This window comes from Streptomyces kronopolitis (assembly GCF_014646275.1).
Classification (GTDB): domain Bacteria; phylum Actinomycetota; class Actinomycetes; order Streptomycetales; family Streptomycetaceae; genus Streptomyces; species Streptomyces kronopolitis.
On record NZ_BMND01000002.1, the window covers coordinates 252275 to 272356 of the forward strand.

A 20082-nucleotide genomic window follows, 5' to 3' on the forward strand; every position below is an offset into this window, starting at 1 on the left:
GCTGTGCGGGGACGGCCCATCGACGCCGTGGTGTCCGGCGGGGAGGCGGTCCTAGCGGACCGGTACCCCCTGCGACTGCGTCGGCAGGTTGATGCCCACCGCCGCCGCGTAGTTCGACAGCACCAGTCGGCCCACCGTGCTGTAGGCGCCCAGCGCCTCGGCCGAGGCGCAGCCCGCCTCCGCCGCGGCCGCCCCCAGCAGGCCGTCGGCGATCTCCGGGCCGATCAGGTACGGGGCCAGCGCCAGTTGCTGCGAACCCGATTCGCGCAGCTGCTCGGCAGTACGGGAGATGGCGCCCTCCTCGTCGAGTGCGGCGGCCAGCACCGGCACCGCGAGCCGCGCGGAGAGCAGCATGCCGGTGATGCCGGCGGCCTGCACGGCCTCCTCGCCGCCCACGGTGGCGAGGATGATGCCGTCCGCGGCCGTGGCGACCGTGAACAGCCGGGCGCGGTCGGCGCGCGCCAGACCGGCCTCGGAGAGCCGGACGTGCAGCGCCTCGGCGAGCAGCGGATGCGGGCCGAGGACCTCGGTCAGCTCGGCGCCGGAGCCGCTGTTCATCATCGCCTGGCGTATCCGGCGCAGCAGCGCGCTGTCCGGGCCGGCCAGCAGCGGCACCACGACGGCGGCGGGGCCGGGGCCGGGCCGGCCGTCGGCGTCCACCCGCGCCTTGTGCTCCGTGGCGGCCTGCGCCAGCACGGCCTCCAGGGACGGGAACTCGTCGTCGCCGCCGTCGACATAGCCGATACGGGCGTCGAGGCCGGGGAGTTCGGAGCGGGCGATGCTGGAGATCTCGTCGGCCAGGCTGCGCGAGGCGGACGAGGGGGTGCCGGGCACGGCCAGTACCAGGGCGGGCGCGCCCTCGGGCGCGGCCAGGGGTTCCGGCTTGCGGTGGCGGCCGGACTGCCGCGCGCGCGGCATACGTACAGGCAGGCCAGGTGCGGCTCCCGGGCTCGGGGGTGCGGCGTCAAAATGGGGCGAGCCAGGTGCGGGCCCAGTGGGGGAACTCATGGCGCCGCATGCTAACGCCTCGGGGTCGACCCGCGCGGAGGGAGGGTTCGGTGACGAGGTATCCGTCCCGTTTTATCCCGCGCGTCACCGGTCATGGACCCGGCGCAGGCCGTGTGATCTGCAACAACTTCCCGTCGACCGGCAGCGTCAGACGGTCGCCGGCCAGCGCCGCGGCGATCGTCAGCGCCCCGTCGAGCGGGCTCCCGCCGGCGACGGTCGGGCGGGCCCGCGGCAGCCGCTCGGTGAGCGCCGTGCGCACCGGGGCCCACAGCGGCTCGCCCAGGCCGAACAGTCCGCCGGTGCACGCCACCGCGCTGTCCGCGGCCGACGGGCAGACCGCCGCGGCGGCATCGGCGAGATGGCCCGCGGCGGCCCGCAGGAGGCCGAGCGCCACCGGGTCGCCCGCGGTGGCGCAGCCGGCCACCTCCGGGGCGAACGAGGCGAGGACGGCGGGCCGGTCGGCGCGCGGGTAGAGCGCGCCGGGCAGTGCGCCGGGCGGCCCGAACACCGCTTCCGCACGCGCCAGCAGGGCGGTCGAACCGCCGGAGCGCCCGTCGTACGCCCGCAGCGCCGCCTCCAGTCCGGCGCGGCCTAGCCAGGCGCCGCCGCCGCAGTCGCCCAGCAGATGGCCCCAGCCGTCCGCGCGGCGCCAACCGCCCGGCGCGGCCGGATCCGTGCCCAGGGCGATCGCGCCGGTGCCGGCGACGAGCACGGCGCCGGGCCGCTGCCCCAGTGCCCCGGCGTACGCGGTGACCGCGTCCGCGGCCAGGGCGCAGTGGCGCACGCCGAGGGCGGTGGCCAGCGCGGCGGGCAGCCGGGCGCGCAGCTCGTCGCCCAGCGTGGCCGCACCGGCCGCGCCCACGCACGCCGCGGCGAACCCGTCCGCACCCGTCTCGCGCCGCAACTCCTCGGCCGCGGGCAGCAGTTGGGACAGCAGATGCCCGGCGTCGATCCCGGCGGGGCCGGTGCGCACCGGCTCGCGGGAGACGCGTACGGCCAGCGGGCGGGCGGCCTCGTCGTCCGCGCGGGCGACGGCGATCCGCAGCCCCGACCCGCCCGAGTCCACGCCGAGGACATGACCGGCCCCGGGGGCGCCCCGGCCGCGGGCGGGGGTCTCACCCAAGGCCGCGGGCGTCCTGCTTGAGGGCGGTGTCGACGGTCAGGGCCGTGGCGACGACCAGGCTCAGCAGCGGGTCGGGCAGCTGGTGGTGGATCTGCAGGACGTAGTTGTCCGCCGTCGTGAACATCGTCTTGGCCAACCCCTCCCAGGTCTTGGTGATCCGGGCGACCTCGGTGTCGGCGTGGTCGACGATGGCGAAGTTCCAGGCGCGCCAGTTCTCGGCCCGGATGGCGCCGATCTGCTGGCCGTTGACCGTCATCGCGAAGTTGATCTTCCCGATGGCGTTCTGCTGCACGATCTCGCCGACCGGCGAGCCGTCCGGACGCTGCACGATCACCTTGGACTTGAGGATCTTCGCCGGCCGGGTCAGCACCAGCTGCGGCTGGCCGTAGGCGTCGCGGATCTCCAGCTTGTGGGTCATGTACTGATCGAGGCTGGAGACGACCCGCAGGACCTTCTTGGCCGTGCTCTGGCCGACCTGGACGACCGTGCCGACGGTGTTGCCGTGCTGGTCGAAGACGCTGTACTCGTTGGTGACCTCGATCAGCTTGGCCTTCTGGTTGACCACCAGCACCGGTTCGGTGAACAGGCTGCCGCCGCCCGGCCCGCCGGGCGCCACCCCGGCCTGCTGCTGCACCTGCTGCTGCACGGCGCCCGGATTCCCGGCGTGCTGTCCCGGCACCGGCTGCTGTCCGTACGGCTGCTGCTGGCCGGGAGCCTGCTGGGGGTGGCCGTAGCCCTGCGCGCCGTACGGGGCGCCGCCCTGCTGCGGGCCCGGGTACGGGGCCTGGCCCGGCTGCTGCTGCGGCATCTGCTGCTGCGGAGCGGACTGGTGCGGCATCTGCTGCGCAGGCTGCCGGGTGGCCTGCTGCTGCGCCGCCTGCCCGGGCGCCGGCTGCTGCGGTGCCGTGTGGTGCTCCGGCTGCGGCGCCTGGTGCGGGGCCGCGGGCTGCTGTCCCGGGTGGGTGTGCTCCGTCCATCGGGACCCGTCCCACCAGCGCAGTTGGTGGGGGGTGCCCTGCGGGTCGGCGTACCAACCCGCAGGGATGTTCGCATTCGTCATGCCAGGCACACTATCGCCCGGTGTCAGGGCAGCCTCCAGTCGACGGGCTGGGCGCCCTGCCGTGCCAGCAGGTCGTTCACCCGGCTGAAGGGCCGCGAGCCGAAGAAGCCCCGGTCGGCGGACATGGGGGAGGGGTGCGAGGACTCGACGGCCGGCAGGTCGCCGAGCAGCGGCCGCAGATTGCGGGCGTCGCGTCCCCACAGCACCGACACCAGCGGGCGCCCGCGGGCCACCAGCGCGCGGATGGCCTGCTCGGTGACCTCTTCCCAGCCCTTGCCGCGGTGCGCGGCCGGCTTGCGGGGCGCCGTCGTCAGTGCCCTGTTCAGCAGGAGGACGCCCTGGCGGGTCCACGGGGTCAGATCGCCGTTCGACGGCCGGGGCAGTCCGAGGTCGGAGTGCAGCTCGCGGAAGATGTTCTCCAGGCTCGGCGGCAGCGGGCGCACCTCCGGCGCCACGGAGAAGCTGAGCCCGACCGCATGCCCCGGTGTGGGGTAGGGGTCCTGTCCGACGATGAGCACCCGCACCTCGTCGAAGGGCTGTTGGAAGGCGCGCAGCACATGGGCGCCGGCCGGCAGATAGGTCCGTCCCGCGGCGATCTCCGCCCGCAGGAAGTCGCCCATCGCGGCGATCCGGTCGGCGACGGGCTCAAGTGCCTTGGCCCAGCCTGGTTCGACAATGTCTCGGAGAGGTCGTGCAGCCACGGGATCACCCTACTGGCCCGGGCCCGCTCCCTCTCAACCGATGGCCCGGACTCCGGCGCCCCGGCGCACGCCGTCGCCAACTGCCACTCCCGCACACCTCGTTGTCCGGCCTCCGGACCGCCCCCGCCCGTCCGCCTCTTCTCAGGCCAGCGCGGCCGCCCGTACGCACAGCACATCCGGCAGATGCGAGGCGAGCTGCTGCCAGCTGTCGCCGTCGTCCGCGCTGGCGTAGACCTCGCCGTTGCGGTTGCCGAAATACACCCCGGCGGGATCGCTGTCATCGACGCACAGGGCGTCCCGGAGCACCGTGCCGTAGTGGTCCTCCGCCGGCAGGCCGTGGATCAGTGGCTCCCAGCTTCCGCCGGCGTCACCGGTGCGGTAGACCCGGCACTGGTTTCCGGCCGGCACCCGGTCGATGTCGGCGGTGATCGGGAAGAGGTAGGCGACATCTCCCGTGTGCGGATGCGCGGCCACGGCGAAGCCGAAGTCGGAGGGCAGCCCGGCGCCGATGTCCTGCCAGGTCGCGCCCGCGTCGTCGCTGCGGTAGACGCCCCAGTGGTTCTGCAGATACAGCCGGTCGGGGTCGACCGGGTCCCGAGCGATCTTGTGGACGCACTGGCCGAACTCCGGATGCTGATCCGGCAGGAAGACCGCCTTCACGCCCTTGTTCGACGGGGTCCAGCTGGCGCCCCCGTCGCGGGTGCGGAAGACCCCCGCGGTCGAGACGGCGACGGTGACCGCGTCGGCGTCCCGCGGGTCGGTGAGCACGGTGTGCACGGCGAGACCGCCGCCGCCCGGCACCCACTTCTCCCGGCTGGGGTGGTCCCACAGCTCCCGGATCAGCTCGAAGGTCTCGCCGCCGTCCTCGGAGCGGAACAGGCCGCCGGGCTCGGTGCCCGCGTAGACCACGTCGGGGGCGGCGGGCCCGGCCGGATGCAGCTGCCACACCCGCTCCAGCGAAGTCCCGGTGTGCTTCGGGTACTTCACCGCGGGGCGGGCGGGCTCCTGCCAGGTCTCGCCCAGATCGTCGGAGTGGAACACCGACGGGCCCCAGTGGGCGCTGTCGGCGCCGGCCAGCAGCCGGGGCGTCGCCCGCCGGGTGTCGATGCCGAGGGAGTACACCGCCTGGGCGGGGAAATGCGGTGCGCTCAGCTCCCAGCTGCCGTGCCGTCGACGGCCGAGGAACAGCCCCTTGCGGGTGCCCACCGCGAGGAGTACGTCAGTCATGCCGGAACACCTCCGGGACGCCGTTGTCTCAGACAGTGGCAAGTCTGCACCCGACCACTGACAATGGCGCCCCGGTGTCTGTCCCCGCAGGTCACACGGTGTGCCACCGGCTCCCGGCCCGGGCGCCGCGCACCCTTCCGCCGGGGGGATCGCACACCCTCCCGCCGCTCTCAGGCGGACCGGAGGTACTGCGGCGGCACGGCGATCGGCGCGTCCAGCTCCCGTGCCGCCTGTCGCGCGAAGCTGGGGTTGCGCAGGAGTTCCCGGCCGAGCAGCACGGCGTCGGCCTGGCCGTCCGCGAGGATCTTCTCCGCCTGCCGCGGCTCGGTGATCAGACCGACCGCGCCCACCGCCAGACCGCTCTCCTTGCGCACCCGCTCCGCGAACGGCACCTGGTAGCCGGGCCCGGTGGCGATCTTCGCGTCCGGTGCGTTGCCGCCCGTGGAGGTGTCCAGCAGATCGATGCCGCGCTCGCGCAGGTCACGGGCGAAGCGCACGGTGTCGTCGGCGGTCCAGCCCTCGCGCGGGTCGCTCTCGTCCTCGGTGAGCCAGTCGGTCGCCGAGATCCGGAAGAAGACCGGCAGTTCGTCGGGCCACACCTCGCGCACGGCGTCCACGACCTCCCGCGCGAAGCGGGTGCGGTTCTCGTACGAACCGCCGTACCCGTCGGTGCGCCGGTTGGTGAACGGCGAGAGGAACTCATTGATCAGGTAGCCGTGGGCGCCGTGGATCTCGATCACCTCGAAGCCCGCGGCCAGCGCCCGCCGCGCGGCGGCGGCGAACTGCGCGACGATCTCCCCGATCTGCGCCACGGACAGCTCCGCGGGCGCCTGGTAGCCCTCGGCGAACGGCACCGGGCTCGGTGCGACCGGCTCCCAGCCGTGGCGCTGACCGGGGAGGATCGGCCCGCCGCGGTTCACCCAGCCGCGCTCGGTGGACGCCTTCCGGCCTGCGTGGGCGATCTGGATTCCCGGAGTCGTCCCCTGCTCCTTGAGGAAGCCGGTGATGCGCCGGAACGCCTCGGTTTGGGTGTCGTTCCACAGCCCGAGGTCGTACGGGCTGATGCGGCCCTCGGGGCTCACCGCGGTCGCCTCGACGAGGATCAGGCCGGTGCCGCCCACCGCCCGCGCGGCCAGATGCTGGAAGTGCCAGTCCCCGGGCGCGCCCGTCTCCGGACCCTCGGGGGCCGCGGAGTACTGGCACATGGGTGCCATCCAGAGGCGGTTCGGGACGGTCAGCGAGCGGAGGGAGAGGGGCTCGAACAGTGCACTCACAGCAGACTCCTGTGCCTGGGAAGGAGTGGGTCCGGTCGGATCCAGCAGTCATACGATAAGCGTCGTACTACGGTGGATGTCAAACTACGACGCTTCTCGTACAATGAACCGGCGGGCGGCACACCAGCCGAGCCCCGCAGAGTGAGTCAGGAGCCGTCATGCCGACCGATACGACCTCCGCGCGCGCCCCGTCGGGCCCCCGGTCGCTGGAGCACCCGGACCGGGCGGACATCCGGCTGGCCGAGGTGCTGCACGCGCTGGCCGACCCGATGCGCCTGCGGATCGTCCGCGCGCTGGCGGCCGCCGAGGGCGAGCTGAACTGCGCGGACATCGAACTCCCGGTCAGCAAGTCGACCTGCACCCACCACTTCCGGGTGCTGCGCGAGCACGGCGTCATCCGCCAGCTCTACCGGGGCACGGCCAAGATGAACGGGCTGCGCCGGGAGGATCTGGAGGAGCTCTTCCCCGGGCTGATCGACGGCGTGCTGCGGGCGGCGGCCCTCCAGGCCGGCCGCCTCGGCGAGGAGTGAGCGGCCCGGCCCGGTGATCCCGGGCGGCCCGCCCGGCGGCTCAGCCCGTCGCCTGCGCCGCCTCCAACAGCCCCGCCCAGTCCGGCAGCTTGACCGTGCCCCGCCCCAGGTCGCGACCCCACGCGGCCTCGGCGGCCTCGATCGCCAGCCACCCCGGCCAGGGCACCGGCCGCTGCCCCGCCCGCACCAGCGCCGCCACCGGATCCCCGGCCGTGCTCCGCCCCGTCAGCTCGGCGGCGTCCGCCAGCAGCGAGGACGCGGTCTCCTTCGCGCACGGCCGGTTGGTGCCGATCACGCCCGTGGGCCCGCGCTTGATCCAGCCCGCCACGTAGACACCGGGGAGCGGCGCCCCGTCCCGCAGCACCCGGCCGGCCAGATGCGGAACCGTCCCGGTGCTCTCGTCGAACGGCAGGCCCGGCTGCGGCGTCCCCCGGTAGCCGACCGAACGCAGCACCAACTGCCCCTCGATGTCCTCGTATTCGCCGGTCCCGGCGACCCCGCCGCGGCCGTCCGGCGAGGTCCGCTCGAACCGCACCCCGCGCACCCCCGCGGCATCCCCGAGCACCTCGTCCGGCCGCAGGAAGAACCGCAGATGGATGCGGCGCCGGGCCCGGGCGGCGGATCCCGCGCCCGCCGCTCCGGCCGCCGTGCGCTCCGCCCAGCCGCGCAGTACCTCGATGTTCCGCCGCACCGCCGCGGGCAGCGCGCCCGGATCCCGGTAGGCCGGATCCAGCGCCAGCTCCCCGGGCCGGACGCACACCTCCGTGTCCGGCAGGGAGCCCAGCTCCCGCAGCTCCTTGGTGGTGAACTTGGCCTGCGAGGGGCCCCGCCTGCCGACCATCCAGACGTCCTCGACGCGGCTGTCCGCGAGCGCGCCGAGCGGGCCCTGCGGCATGTCGGTGAGGGCCAGCTCCGCGGCGCCGCGCGAGAGCATCCGCGCCACGTCCACCGCCACATTCCCCACGCCGATCACGATCGCGGACCGCGCCGCGAGGGTGAAGCGGACCGCGGCCGCGTCCGGATGCGCGCTGTACCAGGCGACGAACTCGGTCGCCGGATGGCTGCCGGGCAGCTCCTCGCCGGGGATGCCGAGCCGCCGGTCGGTGGCGGCGCCCACGCAGAAGACCACCGCGTCGAAGATCTCCCGCAGCTCCTCGACGCCCAGCCCGGGCGCCCCCGCCTCGACATTGCCCAGGAAGTGCACCCCGGGATGCTCCAGGACCGTCCGCAGGGTGCTCTGCAGCGATTTGATCTTCTCGTGGTCCGGCGCGACGCCGTAGCGGACCAGGCCGTACGGGCAGGGCAGCCGGTCCAGGACGTAGACCTCCAGGTCCGGCACCGCCTGCTGCTCGATCAGGGACTGGGCGGTGTAGACGCCGCTGGGTCCCGAACCGATCACTGCGACACGAAGCACGGGTGGCTCCTTCCGCGGGATACCCCCAGGGTCGCACCGGCGGGCACGTGGCGGGAGATGCGCTATCGGGGTTGCTCCCGGTGGGATGAGCGTGCCGCGCTACTGGGCCGGGTGAGCTGGAGGCTAGGTTTTCAATGTGTCGGAAAGTGACTTTTATACCGTTAATCACCGATATGAAGCCCAGGACGCGCCACTGGAGTGGCCCACATGGGAGGTGCGGGCACACGGCTCCGCCGCGCCCCCCGCCGAGCCCGCCACCTCGTACGATCCGGCCGGCTCCGAGGGGCCGGGGTGCTCACCGCCGCGACTCGACCCGCTGGGCCCGTGGTGCAGCGCCCGGCTGACCTTCGCCGACGGCGCCCGGATCGATGTCCTGGTGACGGTCTCCGACGAACACCTCACCGTCGAGGACGTGCGGGCCGACCCGCCGCTGACCCTGGCCGGACTGGCCGCCCTGGCCCGCTGGATCGAAGGCCCCCTGGACGACACCTTCCGGGCGGCCACCGGGCGTCCGCAGAAGGCCCGCTCCGCACCCCGCCAGCCCGGCCCGGTGGCCGTCCCGGCGGCGGGGGACACGGCCGACGGGACGCCGCTGCCGGACGGGCCGGACGCGGGGCACGCGGGCGGCACGGCGACCCGGCCGGTGTCCGACCCGCGGCCGCTGTCGCCGCAGCAACCGGCGCCCTCGCAGCAGCCGGTGGACGGCCCGCTGCCGGACCGCACGCCGGACACCGTGGGTGCCGGGGCGGGGGAGGGCCCGGCACCCACCGTCACGGAAGCGGCGCCGGTGGAGGCGCCGGCGGTGGCGCCGGCGATGGCGATCGGCACGGTGACCGGCGAGGACGCGGCCGACCCGACGGCGACGGGCACCGGCACCGGGGCATCAGCCGACACCTCCGCCGACACTCCCTCCGATGCCTCCGCAGAGACTCCCTGCGACACCACCGCCGAGCCCTCGACCGCGCCACCCGCCGGGGCACCCGCCGAGCTGTCCTCCGTGCCGGCCCGCTCCGCCCTCCTCTCCCGGTCGCGGTCCGGTGCGCGCCGCAGGATCGCCGCCGACGCCTACCGCCAGGCGCAGCGGGACGGGCACGATCCCGTACTCGCCGTCATGCAGGCCACCGGCCGCAACCGCCGGAGGTCGCTGCGGCTGATCGCCGGCGCTCGCGACGAGGGCCTGCTGGCACCACGCCACAACAAGCGCTAGCGACGCGACGCCAGGACGCTCAACCGGACTTCCCGAGAGCCGTTTTGGGCCTGCGCGGCAGCCCGTGCATCACCCGCCGGCCCGGCGCCCCACCGCCGAGCGGCCGTCCATACACCGGCCACCCAAGCGCCGACTACCCGTCCACCGGCCGTCCCTGCACCGGCTACCCGTCCACCGGCCCCCGCGCGCGTGACGCCGGCGGTGGCTCCTCGTCGGCCGGGAAGCCCAACTCCCAGCCCAGTCCGTAGCGTTGGAACAGCTCGGCCCGCAGGAAAGCGCGCGGCGTCGGTGCTCCCGGCAGCAGCATCGGCACCACCGCGCCCATCAGCAGGGCCCTCAGCAGCGGATAGTCGGTATCGGGAGCCGGTGAGCCGTACGCCACGACCGTCTCGCGCAGCAGCTGCGCCAGCCGTTGCTGCTCGGGGCACCGGATGAACCCCTCGGCCGTCAGGATGCCCGCCATGTGCGTCCGCATCAGCAACGGGCGGTCATGTGCGAGGCCGAGGACGGCGTCGACAGCCCGGGCCAACCGCTCGCGTCCGGCGTCCGGTCCGCCCGGCCGCGGCTCCCGCTCCAGCGCTTCCCGCAGGGTCAGATGCATCAGCCGGTGCACGGCCGACTGGAAGAGCTGGCGTTTTCCGGGGAAGTAATAGGAGATCAACCCCCGTGCGGTGCCCGCACGTTGGGCGATGTCGCCGAGTGTCGTGGTCTCGTAGCCGCGCTCGCCCACCAGCTCGACGGTCGCCTGGAGCAGCCGCTCGCGGGAGCGCCGCCGCAATTGTTCATTGACCGAGGCGCTGCGGGGGGACATCCTGTACTCCTGCGTTGACTGGCTGCGAGCCAATATACTCAGGACGACTTCGGATATCTGTCCAGGCAGAAATCCGGTCAAGCTGCCCGGTTCGGGCGACGCGGGGGATCGCCCGAATCGGGCGTGGGCGAGGCGAAGGCGGCCTGCTCGACCTGCGTTGTGGCAGGTAGAACAGGCCGCCCGGGCCAGGCGCCCGCGCCGGGGAGCCCGCCCCGCCGGACGGCTGCCGAGCCTTCACCGAGCGCCTGTCGCACTCTTCCTGACGTGAAACGACCGGTGGCCCGAGCCCCGGCACGGGCCCCGCCCGGTACGCCCGCCGGGCCGGACCGCTCCGGGGGCTCAGCCGACCGGCACCGCCGTGGCGTTCTGCCGCTCCATCGAGCCCGACCAGACGCGTCGCGGCGGACGGCCGACGAACCTTCCGAAGAGCAGCGCCGCCGCGGTGGCCGCGAGGACCCCGGGCACCATCTCGTAGATCCCCGACTGGAGCGGCCCGAGGAGCGGGTCGATCTGCTTCCACAGCAGGACGGTGACCGCGCCCGTCACGATGCCCGCCATCGCCCCGGCCCGCGTCATCCGCGGCCAGTAGAGCGACAGCAGGATCACCGGGCCGAAGGCGGCGCCGAACCCCGCCCAGGCGTACGCGACGATGTCCAGCACGGCGCCGCCGCTGAGCGCGATGACGTAGGCGACCACGGCGACGGCCACCACGGTCGCGCGGGCCGTCAGCACCAGCACGGCGTCCGAGGCCTGCCGTCTGACGAACGCCCGGAAGAAGTCCTCGGTGAGCGCCATCGCGGAGACCAGCAGCTGGCTGTCGGCGGTGGACTTGATGGCGGCGAGCACGCCCAGCAGCAGGAGCCCGGCGATCCAGGGGTTGACCAGCTGGGTGCAGAGCGCGATGAAGACCGTCTCGGGGTTCTCCAGCGGCTGGTCGAGCGAGGCGATCCCCACCAGGCCCACGAGCGAGGCCCCGGCCAGGCAGACGACCACCCAACTCACCCCGATCCGGCGGGCCTTGGTGATGTCGCGGGTGCTGCGGATGCTCATGAAGCGGACCAGGATGTGGGGCTGGCCGAAATAGCCCAGGCCCCAGGCGAGCAGCGAGACCACCGCCACGGTGCCGAGCGGGTGCCCGGACGTCCAACGGCTGCCGTCGAAACCGGCCTTGGCCCCCATGTCCAGCAGCGCGGCGCTCTTGTGCGTGAGCACCCCGTGCAGTGCGCCGAACCCGCCCAGCAGCCCGACGCCGATGGCCGGGAGGGCGACTGCCGCGCCGAACATCACCGTGGCCTGCACCGAGTGCGTCAGGCTCACCGCACGGAAGCCGCCCAGGACGGTGTAGACGACGATCACCACGGCGAAGACGGTGAGCGCGAACTCGAAGCCGCCGCCGAAGATGCCCTCGAACAGCACCCCGCCGGCCAGGAGTCCGCTCGCCACATAGACGGTGAAGAACACCACGGTGACGGTCGCCGAGAGCAGCCGCAGCATCCGGCTGCCGTCCTCGAACCGCTCCTCCAGGTAGGCCGACAGCGTCTTGGCGTCCCCGGCCAGCTCGGTGTACGTGCGCAGCCGCGGGGCGACCAGCAGCCAGTTGAGATACGTGCCGAGGGCCAGGCCGACCGCTATCCACGTCGCGCCGATGCCGGCCGCGTAGACGGCACCCGGCAGCCCCAGGAACAGCCAGCCGGACATGTCGCTGGCCCCCGCGGACAGCGCCGCGACGGTCGCGCTCAACCGGCGCCCGCCCAGCGCGAAATCGGAGAACGTCAAGGTGTCCTGATACGTCCAGAAGCCCACGGCCACCATGGCGAGCAGGAATATCCCAAATGTGATCATGACCGGTACGATCAGGTGTGTCACCACTGCTCCCTCGATGCAGGCGCTGCCATGTCGTGCACGGGCCCCCGATGGGGGATCCCACGAGGAAGTCCCGGGGCGGGAAGGCTCCGGCGCGAGCAGACGATACGGACCAGCCGCCGGGAGCGGCACCCTTTTGGCAGATGTCCGTGGCAATCGCCGTTTCGCCGTCCCCGCAGGCCCGGGGCGGGTGCGGGGCTCAGGACCCTACCGTGGAACGGCCCTGCGGAACGCCAACTCCTGTTGTGTGACCACTACTTGAGACGGCGGGTCGACGCGCCGGGTCCGGCCCCGGAACAGCTCGTGCCGGTTTCGGCGCCTACGGGGGAGGGGCGCGGCCGACGGGGCGGGGCGCGCCGGTACGGCGCGCGGGGGCGCGGTCGATCAGGCGGTCAAGGGGCTTTGCCGGACCGGCAAAGGGCGCGTGCGTGCCGCGCCGGGCCGGGTGGCGGCAGCCGGCGCCCGCTTCAGGAGGCAGCGTCACCCGTCCGGCCATAGCGTGAAGAGACGGGCCGAAGCGTCCGCGCGATCACAAGGGGTGATGGGCAATGACCGACTTCGCAGAGCGCCGGCCGCGGAACACCGGTGACCTGGGGCGCACGACCATCGCCGACGGCGTGGTCGAGAAGATCGCCTACCTGGCGGCCGGTGACGTGGCGGGGGTGCACGCCCTGGGCAGCGGGCTCTCGCGCTCGGTGGGTGCCCTGCGCAAACGCGTACCCGGCGGCGGGACGACCACCACGCACGGCGTCAAGGTCGAAGTGGGCGAGAAGCAGGCGGCGCTGGACCTGGACGTCGTCGTCGAGTACGGCGAGGTCATCCCCGAGGTGGCCAAGGCCGTGCGGGAGAACGTCATTTCCGCGGTGGAGCGGATGACCGGCCTCGATGTCGTGGAGGTCAACATCGCGGTCAGCGATGTGCGGCTGCCCGACGAGGAGGAGGAAGCGCCGGACCGGGTGCAGTAGCCGCCCGGTCGGCAGCCGTCCGACCGGGCCGGAACCCCGAAGGGTCCCGGCCCGGCGGTGGCGTGCTCCCGTCCGCCCCTCACCCTCCTCCCTGCGCGCCGCCGGGTACGCGGGCCACCTCGGGGGACGCGGTGTCCAGCGGCACCGACCAGGAGCTGACCAGCCCCAGCTGGACGCCCTGCCGCGGCAGCACCGCGTCCAGGAGCCAGTCGGCGGCCACCCGCACGCGGTTGTCCGGCATCGCCATCAGGTGGTAGCCGCGGGTGACCAGCCCGGCGAGCGGGCCGGAGAGCGGGATGCGCAGCGGGTTGGCCGCGGCCTGGATCCCGCCCAGGTCGACCATGAAGCCCAGATCGTGGTGCCGGTAGGCGCGGGGCGTGCCCCGGCCGCAGGACGCCGCCACATTGCGCGCGACGGCCTTCCCCTGCCGCTGGGCGTGCTGGGCCGTCATCGGCGTCACCTCACCGGGCCGGGTCAGGTCCGGAACGGCCGCGGCGTCGCCGCAGGCGAACACCTCCGGCCGGCCGGGCACGTTCAAGAACGCGTCGACGCACAGCCGCCCCTTGTCGGTGGGCAGCCCCAGCGACTCGACCAGGGGATCGGGCCGCACGCCCACGCACCACAGCAGGGAGCGGGTGGCGATGAACTCGCCGTCGTCGAGCAGCACTCCGTCCGCGGTCGCCTCCTTCACCGAGGTGCCGGTGCGGATGTCGACGCCGCGGGCGCGCAGCACCCGCTCGGCGGTGCGCGACAGCCGCTCGTCCAGCTCCGGCAGCAGGCGGTCGGCGATGTCCAGCAGCAGCCAGCGGGGGCGCGGGCCGTGCCGCAGTCCGGTGTTCTGCCGGGCCAGCGCCTCGGTGAACCGCACGCCCTGGGCGGTGACTTCGGTACCGGTGTATCCGGCGCCCACCACCACGAAGGTGGTCCTGGCGGACCGTTCTTCCGGGTCCTCGGCCGCGCCGGCCAGCTCCGTCTGCCGGGTGAGGTGGTCGCGGAGGAACAGCGCCTCGGGCATCCCGCGGAAGCCGTGGGCGTGCTCGGCGACACCGGGCACGGGCAGCAGCTTGTTGACGCTGCCGACGGTCAGCACCAGCCGGTCGTAGGACAGGCTGCCCGCGCGGCCCTCGGGGTCGGTGTAGTGCACCTGACGGGCGTCGAGGTCCAGGTCATGGGCCGTTCCCAGGACGAGGTGGACGCCCGGCAGGGTGCCGGTGAGCGACACCGAGATCCGGCGGGGCTCCAGGATCCCGGTCGCCACTTCCGGCAGCAGCGGCACATACAGAAAGTAGTCGTTCGGGTTGAGAAGCACGATCTCGGCGGCTCTGCCGGCCTGCCGGGAGAGCCTGCGGGCACATTCGTAGCCGGCGAATCCGGCTCCTATGATCACGATCCGAGGGCGACGTCGCTTCACGTGGGCTCCTGCGGTCGAGGAGGGTGCGCATGGTGCGCCGGTCGGCCGCCGGGGCCCTTGCGCGCGCGGCGCTCCGCGCGGCCGCTCCGGCGGGGTCGATGCCCTGTCGGCTGTCCCGCGAGCGGACGGTTACACATCGATGCCGCGGTCTTGTCCGTCCGGCGGCAGGGAACCCTGGCGTCCGGCTGGCCGCACACTGCCCCGCATCCGCGCGGCCCTACCGCTCGCGGTCCCCGTCGCCCGCGTCGTCCCGGGCGATGTGCACCGCGGCTTCCTCCGCCGAGGCGGCCCCGCCGTCGATGCCCACGTCGCGGGCGGCGATGTCATTGCTGCCGCCGCGCCAGAAGCCCTCGTCGGAGCCCACGAGCCGGCCGGCCCGCTCCTCGCCGCACTCCAGGTCCGTCGGTTCCCCCACCCCGCCGGGCAGGTCGCCGATCCCGTCGCCGTCCGGAGCGCACACCTCCGGCGTCTCCACCGACAGCCGGTGGTCGAGCGTCTCGCGGTCGTGCAGCTCCCGCGCGGTGGTCCCCTCGTGATTCACCACGTAGGGCCGCTCCGGGGGCGAATAGCCGGTGTCCAGGGTCGCGTCGAGATCCGGCTCGTCCAGGGCGTCTTCCATGTCGAGTTCGTTGGGGTTGTCCCGGGGATCGGACCTGGGCGGCTGGTAGACCTCGTCGCCCATCGTCTCGTCGGACATAACCGCCCTCCCTCTTCCCGTCCACGTGCCCGGCCGCGGGGTGCGGCAGGTGCGCCTACCACCGATTGTCCGCCTCCTGGCGCCGCGCGGCAGCGCCAGGAGGCGGAGCGGCGCCGGATCTCAGGAACGCTGGTGTTCCGTGTGGATCCCGACGGCCTCCGCGATGCTCTGCACATTGCCGAACCGCTCGTGCGCGGGCAGCCGCTCGGCCATCGTGACCAGGCGGTCCGGGGCGTTGTTGCGCCGGAGGGTCTCGATCACCGCGTTCCGGTCGGCCGGGTACAGGCTGCGCCCGAGGTGCCGGGCGAGTTCGGAGCGCAGTCCGACGTCCTCCTCGGTCATCCCGCTCGGTGTGCCGCCCCGGAAATCGCTCTCGGGGGACCACGCCGCCACCGGCTGGTCCTCGCCGGCCGGCTGGAGTTCGTGCTCCTCCTCCAGCCACAGGGAGCGCTCGGCCGTCAGCTGCCCCCGCAGCTGCCGCTTCATCACGTCGTCCCGGGCGGGGCCGGTCTTGTCCGTTCCGTGTTCCATGACCATGGGTGCCTCCGGCTCTACGGGTCGTACCGACCCGACGTGTTCCTCCCAGTTTCCCTGGTCCCCCAGCCCTAACAACCCGGCGGCCGCCGTTTCAAGAAGGCCACGCAAGCGGTCTGAACAGGCACGGAACGTGATCGCGAAGGCATATGCCCGCCATGCATACGCCTTTGCGGAACGGGAATTCGTAGGACGTCGGCTGCTTACCGGCACCAGTGCCTGCCGGCGGCGGCCGGGCCCGCACGGATGCCCGCCACCGCGCTCGCGACGCGCGCGCACCGCACCCCGCGGGGAACATCGCACCCACGGCATCACAGGAGAATCCGCGGAATCCGAGGAAGCCAAGGAGGCAGCGCCATGCGACTCTCGCTCCTGCAACCGGTCATCGACCGGCCCGGCCCCTGGGCGTCCGTCTACGCCGATGACGCGCACGACACCGGGGACGCCGGAAACCCACAGGAGTTGGCGGCGTCCGCCACCACGGCGCAGCTGTTCGCCCTCGGCGCGGACGAGGCCACCTGCGGTGCGGTGCACGAGGCCCTGCTCACCCCCCGCGGCGCCCCCGGCGCACACGCCGGACGGGCGCTGTTCGCCGCCCACGGGGCGATCGTCCTCGACACCCCGCTCCCCGGCCCCCCTGCCGTCCCCTTCGCGGCATGGGGGCCGGTGCCCAGAGTCACGCCACTACTGGCGGCGATCGGCGACGACCCCGTATGCCTCGTGGTCCGCCTGAGCCGGGCAGGAGCAGACTTCGCCGTACTCGGCGGACGGGCCGCGGGCACGGGCCCCGGCGCCCCCGGGGAACGGCCCGCGCGGCACTTCCGGGCCGCCGCGGAGCACGACGGCGTCCGGCGCGCCGAGGAGATCGCCGACGCGGTGCGCGGGGAGTTCGAGAGCAGCGGCGCCGAGGCCGTCGTCCTGGTCGGCGAGGAGCGCGAACGCCGGCTGGTGCACGGCGCACTGCCCGAGCCGCTGCGCGCCCTGACCTACGAGAGCGAGCACGGCGGCCGGACGCCCGACGCCGAGCGCGACCTGGTGGAACGCGACATCGCCCAGGTCAGGGCCGCCCAGGAGAGCGACCACATCGCGCAGGTCGCGGACCGCTTCCGCGCGGGTGCCGGCCCCGGCCGCAAGGACGTCCCGCACTCGGCGGCCGGTATCCCCGCCCTGATCGAGGCGGCGCGGGAGCACCGGATCGACACCCTGCTGGTCAGTCCGCACGGCGCGGACGGCGCACGGCAGGTCTGGGTGGGCTCCGACGCCGACCAACTCGCCGTCCGCGGAATGGAGTTGCCTCAACTGGGCGAGCTGCGCCCGGCCGCCGCCCGGGCGGATGACGCCCTGGTGCGCTCGGCGGCCGCACACGGCGCCGACATCGTGGTCGTCCTCGACCCCGAACGGGCACCGGCCGGGGGACTCGGCGCCATCCTGCGCTGAGCGGACCCGGCGCGGGGTCACCTCATGCGGCTGCCCGCCGACCGGACTCCGGTCGGCGGGCAGCCGCATGACGAGGAACCGACGGCCTCAGCTCTGCGCCTCGGCCGCCACCGGCTTCGGGATCAGGAAGGACGTGGCGATGGCCGCCGCCAGGATGACCACCCCCGCGATCATGCCTGCGGTGTAGCTGCCGGACGACGCCGGATCGGCCGGGGTGGCCGCCGTCTTGACCGCGTAGAGCACCGCGAAGCTCAGCCCCGCGCCGAGGTTGAACGCACCCGCGTTCAGACCGGGCAGAAAGCCCGGGTTCTCGGCGGGGGAGAGGACGATGCCCAGCCCGTTGAGGACGATGTTCGCCACGCCCGCGTAGGCGATGCCCACCAGGACGGACGTCGCCAGCAGCAGGAGCTGCGAGTGGCTGTGCATGGTGAGCAGCATCAGCACGACGGTGGCCGCCGAGCCGGCCAGTCCCAGCCGCAGCACCCGGCCGTAGCCGAAGGTGGCGGCGAGCCGCCCGGCCAGCGGGCCCATGGCCAGTCCGGCGAGCGCGTACGGGGACAGCGTCCACCAGGCGGACTGCTCCGCGCTCATCCCGAGGCCGGCCTGGGCGTCCTGGGCGAAGGCCGGGATCAGTCCGTTCATGACGGCGAAGACGCCGGTCATGGTGAGCACGGTGGTCAGCAAAGTCGCCCAGGTCGCCCGCTGCTTGAGGTGCCGGGTGGCGACCAGCGGGTGCCCGCTGCGGTTCTCGGTCCGCCAGAAGAGGGCGAACGCGGCCGCGGCGACCACGAGAAGGGCGGCGATCAGCGGCCAGTTGGCGGCGGCGAGCTTGCCCGCCTCGTTGAGCGCGATCAGCAGCGAGCCGACCGAGAGCACCAGCAGCGCGACACCGGGCCAGTCCATCCGGCCGCCGGCGTCCGCCTTGGACTCCGGGGTGAGCGTGGCGACCAGGACGGCGGCGACGCCCGCGACCACCGCCATCGCCCAGAAGACCGAGCCGAAGCCGTGCCGGTCGGCGAGGTAGCCGCCGGCCAGCGAGTCGACACCGGCGATGCCGCCGTTGACCGCGGTGATCACGCCGAGCAGGGTGCCGTAGCGCTTGGGCTCGTGCACCTCCACCCGCAGCATGATCAGACACAGCGGGACGACCGGACCGCTGACGCCCTGGATGACGCGCCCGACGAACAGCATCGGCACGCTCGTGGCGAGCGCCGCGACGACACATCCGACGACCATCAGGCCGAGCATGCCGGCCAGCACCCGGCGGCGGCCGATGACATCGCCCAGCCGCGGCAGGAACAGGGAGAACAGCGCCGCCGAGGTGAAGAACGCGGTCTGGGTCAGACCGATCTCGGCCGAGCTGGCGCCGAGCGAGTCCTCGATGTGCTTCAGCGCGGGGCTGAGCATGCTGGCGTTGAGCTGGAAGGCGAAGCAGGCCGCGAGCAGCGCGGTGACCAGCACGCCGATGCGGACGCCGGAGCCGCCGGCCGGTGCCCCGACGGGGCGCGGGGAAGTGGAGACGCTCATGCCGCGACGTCACCGATCCGCTCGAGCGCGTCCACGACGAGGTTCCAGAACCGCTCGTGGTCGAGGGTGACCGCCACCTGGGTGGTGCAGTCGGGCGGGGCGGGCGCGCGGAAGTCCGTCACCGTCATGCCGACCGTGAGCGCGCCGCGCAGCTCGATGTCCACCGGGGCCTTGCGCACGGTCATCACGTCGGGGTCGATGACATAGGCGACGGCGCACGGGTCGTGCACCGGAGGGAACTCGAAGCCCTGGTTCTCGCGGTAGGCCTCGCGGAAGAAGTCCAGGAGCTCCCCGACGAACCGGGCCGGGCCGGTGCCGACCGCGGCGATCCGTGCGTCGACCTCGGGAGTCGCCAGCGCCTGATGCGTCAGATCGAGCCCGACCATGGTCACCGGCCAGCGCTCGTTGAAGACGATGTGCGCGGCCTCGGGGTCGATGGCGATGTTGAACTCGGCGACCGCGCTCCAGTTGCCCTCGTGGTAGCCGCCGCCCATCAGCACGACCTCGCGGACCCGCTCGGCGATCCGCGGCTCCTTGCGTACGGCCAGCGCGATGTTGGTCAGTCCGGCGGTCGGCACGATGGTGATCTCGCCGGGCTCGTGGGACATCACCGTGTCGATGATCAGGTCCACCGCGTGCCGCCGGTCCAGCTCGAAGGCCGGCTCGGGCAGGTCGGGGCCGTCCAGCCCGGTCTCGCCGTGGATGTCCGGCGCCGTCTCGATGGCCCGCACCAGCGGACGCGGACAGCCGGCGGCGAAGGGCACCCCCGTGATCCCGGCGATCCGGGCCACGGACAGGGCGTTGCGGGTCACCTTCTCCAGCGTCTGGTTCCCGACCACGGTCGTCACGGCGACCAGCTCGACATCGGGATTGCCGTGCGCCAGGAGCATGGCGATCGCGTCGTCATGCCCCGGGTCGCAGTCGAGGATGATCTTTCTGGCCACGGAAGAGCCCCTTTGCTCTGCTTGCTCGGCTGCGTGGAAAGGCAGCGCGGAGTGGTGGTGTGTGCGAGCCGACGCGGGCTCCGGCGCACAGCGCGTCCGGCGGTCGCCCCATGGCGAGCCCGGGCGGGTGGTCAGCCGGCGAGCGAGCAGCATGGGAAAACGTTCTCCGGAAACTTGACCCATGGACCTGCCGGTTGTCAATGGTTCAATCTCTGGCCTTCCGGTTTATTTCGGGAGGAAAGGATGGCCGGTTGACCAGGAGATCCCGCTCTCATGGGACAACGATTGCCCGAGGGGCAAGGGGGCGTATGCTCCCACCGGTTCGGGCGGGCCGGACGAAGGGAGCCTG

Annotated in this window: 18 protein-coding genes; 4 read left to right on the forward strand and 14 right to left on the reverse strand. The window is 73.5% G+C overall.

Annotated features, from left to right (window positions below; all coding sequences use genetic code 11):
* Positions 1 to 51: 51 nt before the first annotated feature.
* From IEY78_RS02960 to IEY78_RS02985, 6 genes are all read right to left on the reverse strand, one after another.
* Entirely contained in the window at positions 52 to 1008 is a 957-nt protein-coding gene (locus IEY78_RS02960; RefSeq protein WP_373294048.1) for a sirohydrochlorin chelatase, read from the reverse strand.
* A 91-nt stretch (positions 1009 to 1099) separates the two neighbouring features.
* Positions 1100 to 2131, reverse strand: coding sequence for an N-acetylglucosamine kinase (locus IEY78_RS02965; RefSeq protein ID WP_189095930.1), 1032 nt, complete (start codon positions 2129 to 2131; stop codon positions 1100 to 1102).
* Complete coding sequence (locus IEY78_RS02970) at positions 2124 to 3191, reverse strand: LURP-one-related family protein (RefSeq protein WP_189095931.1); 1068 nt, start codon at positions 3189 to 3191, stop codon at positions 2124 to 2126. Before IEY78_RS02970 ends, IEY78_RS02965 begins: the two co-directional genes overlap by 8 nt.
* 23 nt (positions 3192 to 3214) lie before the next feature.
* Entirely contained in the window at positions 3215 to 3892 is a 678-nt protein-coding gene (locus IEY78_RS02975; RefSeq protein ID WP_189095932.1) for a uracil-DNA glycosylase, read from the reverse strand.
* Positions 3893 to 4033: 141 nt separating this feature from the next.
* Positions 4034 to 5119: a WD40/YVTN/BNR-like repeat-containing protein gene (locus IEY78_RS02980; RefSeq protein WP_189095933.1), complete on the reverse strand. Its 1086-nt coding sequence runs from the start codon at positions 5117 to 5119 to the stop codon at positions 4034 to 4036.
* 170 nt (positions 5120 to 5289) lie between these two features.
* The gene (locus tag IEY78_RS02985; RefSeq protein WP_189095934.1) at positions 5290 to 6393 is read right to left on the reverse strand and encodes an NADH:flavin oxidoreductase/NADH oxidase; all 1104 of its coding nucleotides are present in this window, start codon (positions 6391 to 6393) and stop codon (positions 5290 to 5292) included.
* Between the two features lie 158 nt (positions 6394 to 6551).
* On the opposite strand from IEY78_RS02985, the gene IEY78_RS02990 reads away from it, so the two are divergent.
* Positions 6552 to 6923, forward strand: coding sequence for an ArsR/SmtB family transcription factor (locus tag IEY78_RS02990; RefSeq protein WP_189095935.1), 372 nt, complete (start codon positions 6552 to 6554; stop codon positions 6921 to 6923).
* Positions 6924 to 6963: 40 nt separating this feature from the next.
* Here the strand turns inward: IEY78_RS02990 and IEY78_RS02995 are convergent, their stop codons facing one another.
* Positions 6964 to 8337 carry an FAD-dependent oxidoreductase gene (locus tag IEY78_RS02995; RefSeq protein WP_229699666.1) on the reverse strand — a complete coding sequence of 458 codons (1374 nt, stop codon included), beginning with the start codon at positions 8335 to 8337 and terminating at the stop codon, positions 6964 to 6966.
* A 214-nt stretch (positions 8338 to 8551) separates the two neighbouring features.
* Between IEY78_RS02995 and IEY78_RS03000 the strand changes: the two genes are divergently transcribed.
* Complete coding sequence (locus IEY78_RS03000; protein WP_189096212.1) at positions 8552 to 9544, forward strand: DUF6214 family protein; 993 nt, start codon at positions 8552 to 8554, stop codon at positions 9542 to 9544.
* 163 nt (positions 9545 to 9707) lie between these two features.
* Here IEY78_RS03000 and IEY78_RS03005 read toward each other — a convergent pair whose 3' ends face one another.
* Complete coding sequence (locus IEY78_RS03005; protein WP_189095936.1) at positions 9708 to 10355, reverse strand: TetR/AcrR family transcriptional regulator; 648 nt, start codon at positions 10353 to 10355, stop codon at positions 9708 to 9710.
* A gap of 339 nt (positions 10356 to 10694) precedes the next feature.
* Positions 10695 to 12197 (reverse strand): sodium/proline symporter PutP, encoded by a 1503-nt coding sequence (gene putP, locus IEY78_RS03010; RefSeq protein WP_229699667.1) that lies wholly within the window; start codon positions 12195 to 12197, stop codon positions 10695 to 10697.
* 569 nt (positions 12198 to 12766) lie between these two features.
* Here putP and IEY78_RS03015 point away from each other — a divergent pair.
* Positions 12767 to 13183 carry an Asp23/Gls24 family envelope stress response protein gene (locus IEY78_RS03015; protein ID WP_189095938.1) on the forward strand — a complete coding sequence of 139 codons (417 nt, stop codon included), beginning with the start codon at positions 12767 to 12769 and terminating at the stop codon, positions 13181 to 13183.
* Positions 13184 to 13262: 79 nt separating this feature from the next.
* Here the strand turns inward: IEY78_RS03015 and IEY78_RS03020 are convergent, their stop codons facing one another.
* The 3 genes from IEY78_RS03020 to IEY78_RS03030 form a co-directional block, all read right to left on the reverse strand.
* Positions 13263 to 14570: an NAD(P)/FAD-dependent oxidoreductase gene (locus IEY78_RS03020; protein ID WP_189096185.1), complete on the reverse strand. Its 1308-nt coding sequence runs from the start codon at positions 14568 to 14570 to the stop codon at positions 13263 to 13265.
* Positions 14571 to 14811: 241 nt separating this feature from the next.
* Positions 14812 to 15291, reverse strand: coding sequence for a DUF5709 domain-containing protein (locus IEY78_RS03025; protein WP_189095939.1), 480 nt, complete (start codon positions 15289 to 15291; stop codon positions 14812 to 14814).
* 120 nt (positions 15292 to 15411) lie between these two features.
* Positions 15412 to 15828, reverse strand: coding sequence for a DUF2795 domain-containing protein (locus IEY78_RS03030; protein ID WP_189095940.1), 417 nt, complete (start codon positions 15826 to 15828; stop codon positions 15412 to 15414).
* A 354-nt stretch (positions 15829 to 16182) separates the two neighbouring features.
* On the opposite strand from IEY78_RS03030, the gene IEY78_RS03035 reads away from it, so the two are divergent.
* Positions 16183 to 17262, forward strand: coding sequence for a baeRF2 domain-containing protein (locus IEY78_RS03035; protein WP_189095941.1), 1080 nt, complete (start codon positions 16183 to 16185; stop codon positions 17260 to 17262).
* An 87-nt stretch (positions 17263 to 17349) separates the two neighbouring features.
* Here the strand turns inward: IEY78_RS03035 and uriT are convergent, their stop codons facing one another.
* Positions 17350 to 18789, reverse strand: coding sequence for a uridine transporter UriT (gene uriT / locus IEY78_RS03040; protein ID WP_189095942.1), 1440 nt, complete (start codon positions 18787 to 18789; stop codon positions 17350 to 17352).
* Positions 18786 to 19733 (reverse strand): uridine-preferring nucleoside hydrolase UriH, encoded by a 948-nt coding sequence (gene uriH, locus IEY78_RS03045; protein ID WP_189095943.1) that lies wholly within the window; start codon positions 19731 to 19733, stop codon positions 18786 to 18788. The genes uriT and uriH overlap by 4 nt, the downstream gene beginning before the upstream one ends.
* Between the last annotated feature and the right edge of the window lie 349 nt (positions 19734 to 20082).

Coding starts and splice junctions, on each gene's coding strand:
- IEY78_RS02960 (WP_373294048.1), bottom strand. CDS start 1,008: ATGAGTTCCCCCACTGGGCCCGCACCTGGCTCGCCCCATTTTGACGCC.
- IEY78_RS02970 (WP_189095931.1), bottom strand. CDS start 3,191: ATGACGAATGCGAACATCCCTGCGGGTTGGTACGCCGACCCGCAGGGC.
- IEY78_RS02980 (WP_189095933.1), bottom strand. CDS start 5,119: ATGACTGACGTACTCCTCGCGGTGGGCACCCGCAAGGGGCTGTTCCTC.
- IEY78_RS02990 (WP_189095935.1), top strand. CDS start 6,552: ATGCCGACCGATACGACCTCCGCGCGCGCCCCGTCGGGCCCCCGGTCG.
- IEY78_RS03005 (WP_189095936.1), bottom strand. CDS start 10,355: ATGTCCCCCCGCAGCGCCTCGGTCAATGAACAATTGCGGCGGCGCTCC.
- putP (WP_229699667.1), bottom strand. CDS start 12,197: ATGATCACATTTGGGATATTCCTGCTCGCCATGGTGGCCGTGGGCTTC.
- IEY78_RS03015 (WP_189095938.1), top strand. CDS start 12,767: ATGACCGACTTCGCAGAGCGCCGGCCGCGGAACACCGGTGACCTGGGG.
- IEY78_RS03025 (WP_189095939.1), bottom strand. CDS start 15,291: ATGTCCGACGAGACGATGGGCGACGAGGTCTACCAGCCGCCCAGGTCC.
- IEY78_RS03030 (WP_189095940.1), bottom strand. CDS start 15,828: ATGGTCATGGAACACGGAACGGACAAGACCGGCCCCGCCCGGGACGAC.
- IEY78_RS03035 (WP_189095941.1), top strand. CDS start 16,183: ATGCGACTCTCGCTCCTGCAACCGGTCATCGACCGGCCCGGCCCCTGG.
- uriT (WP_189095942.1), bottom strand. CDS start 18,789: ATGAGCGTCTCCACTTCCCCGCGCCCCGTCGGGGCACCGGCCGGCGGC.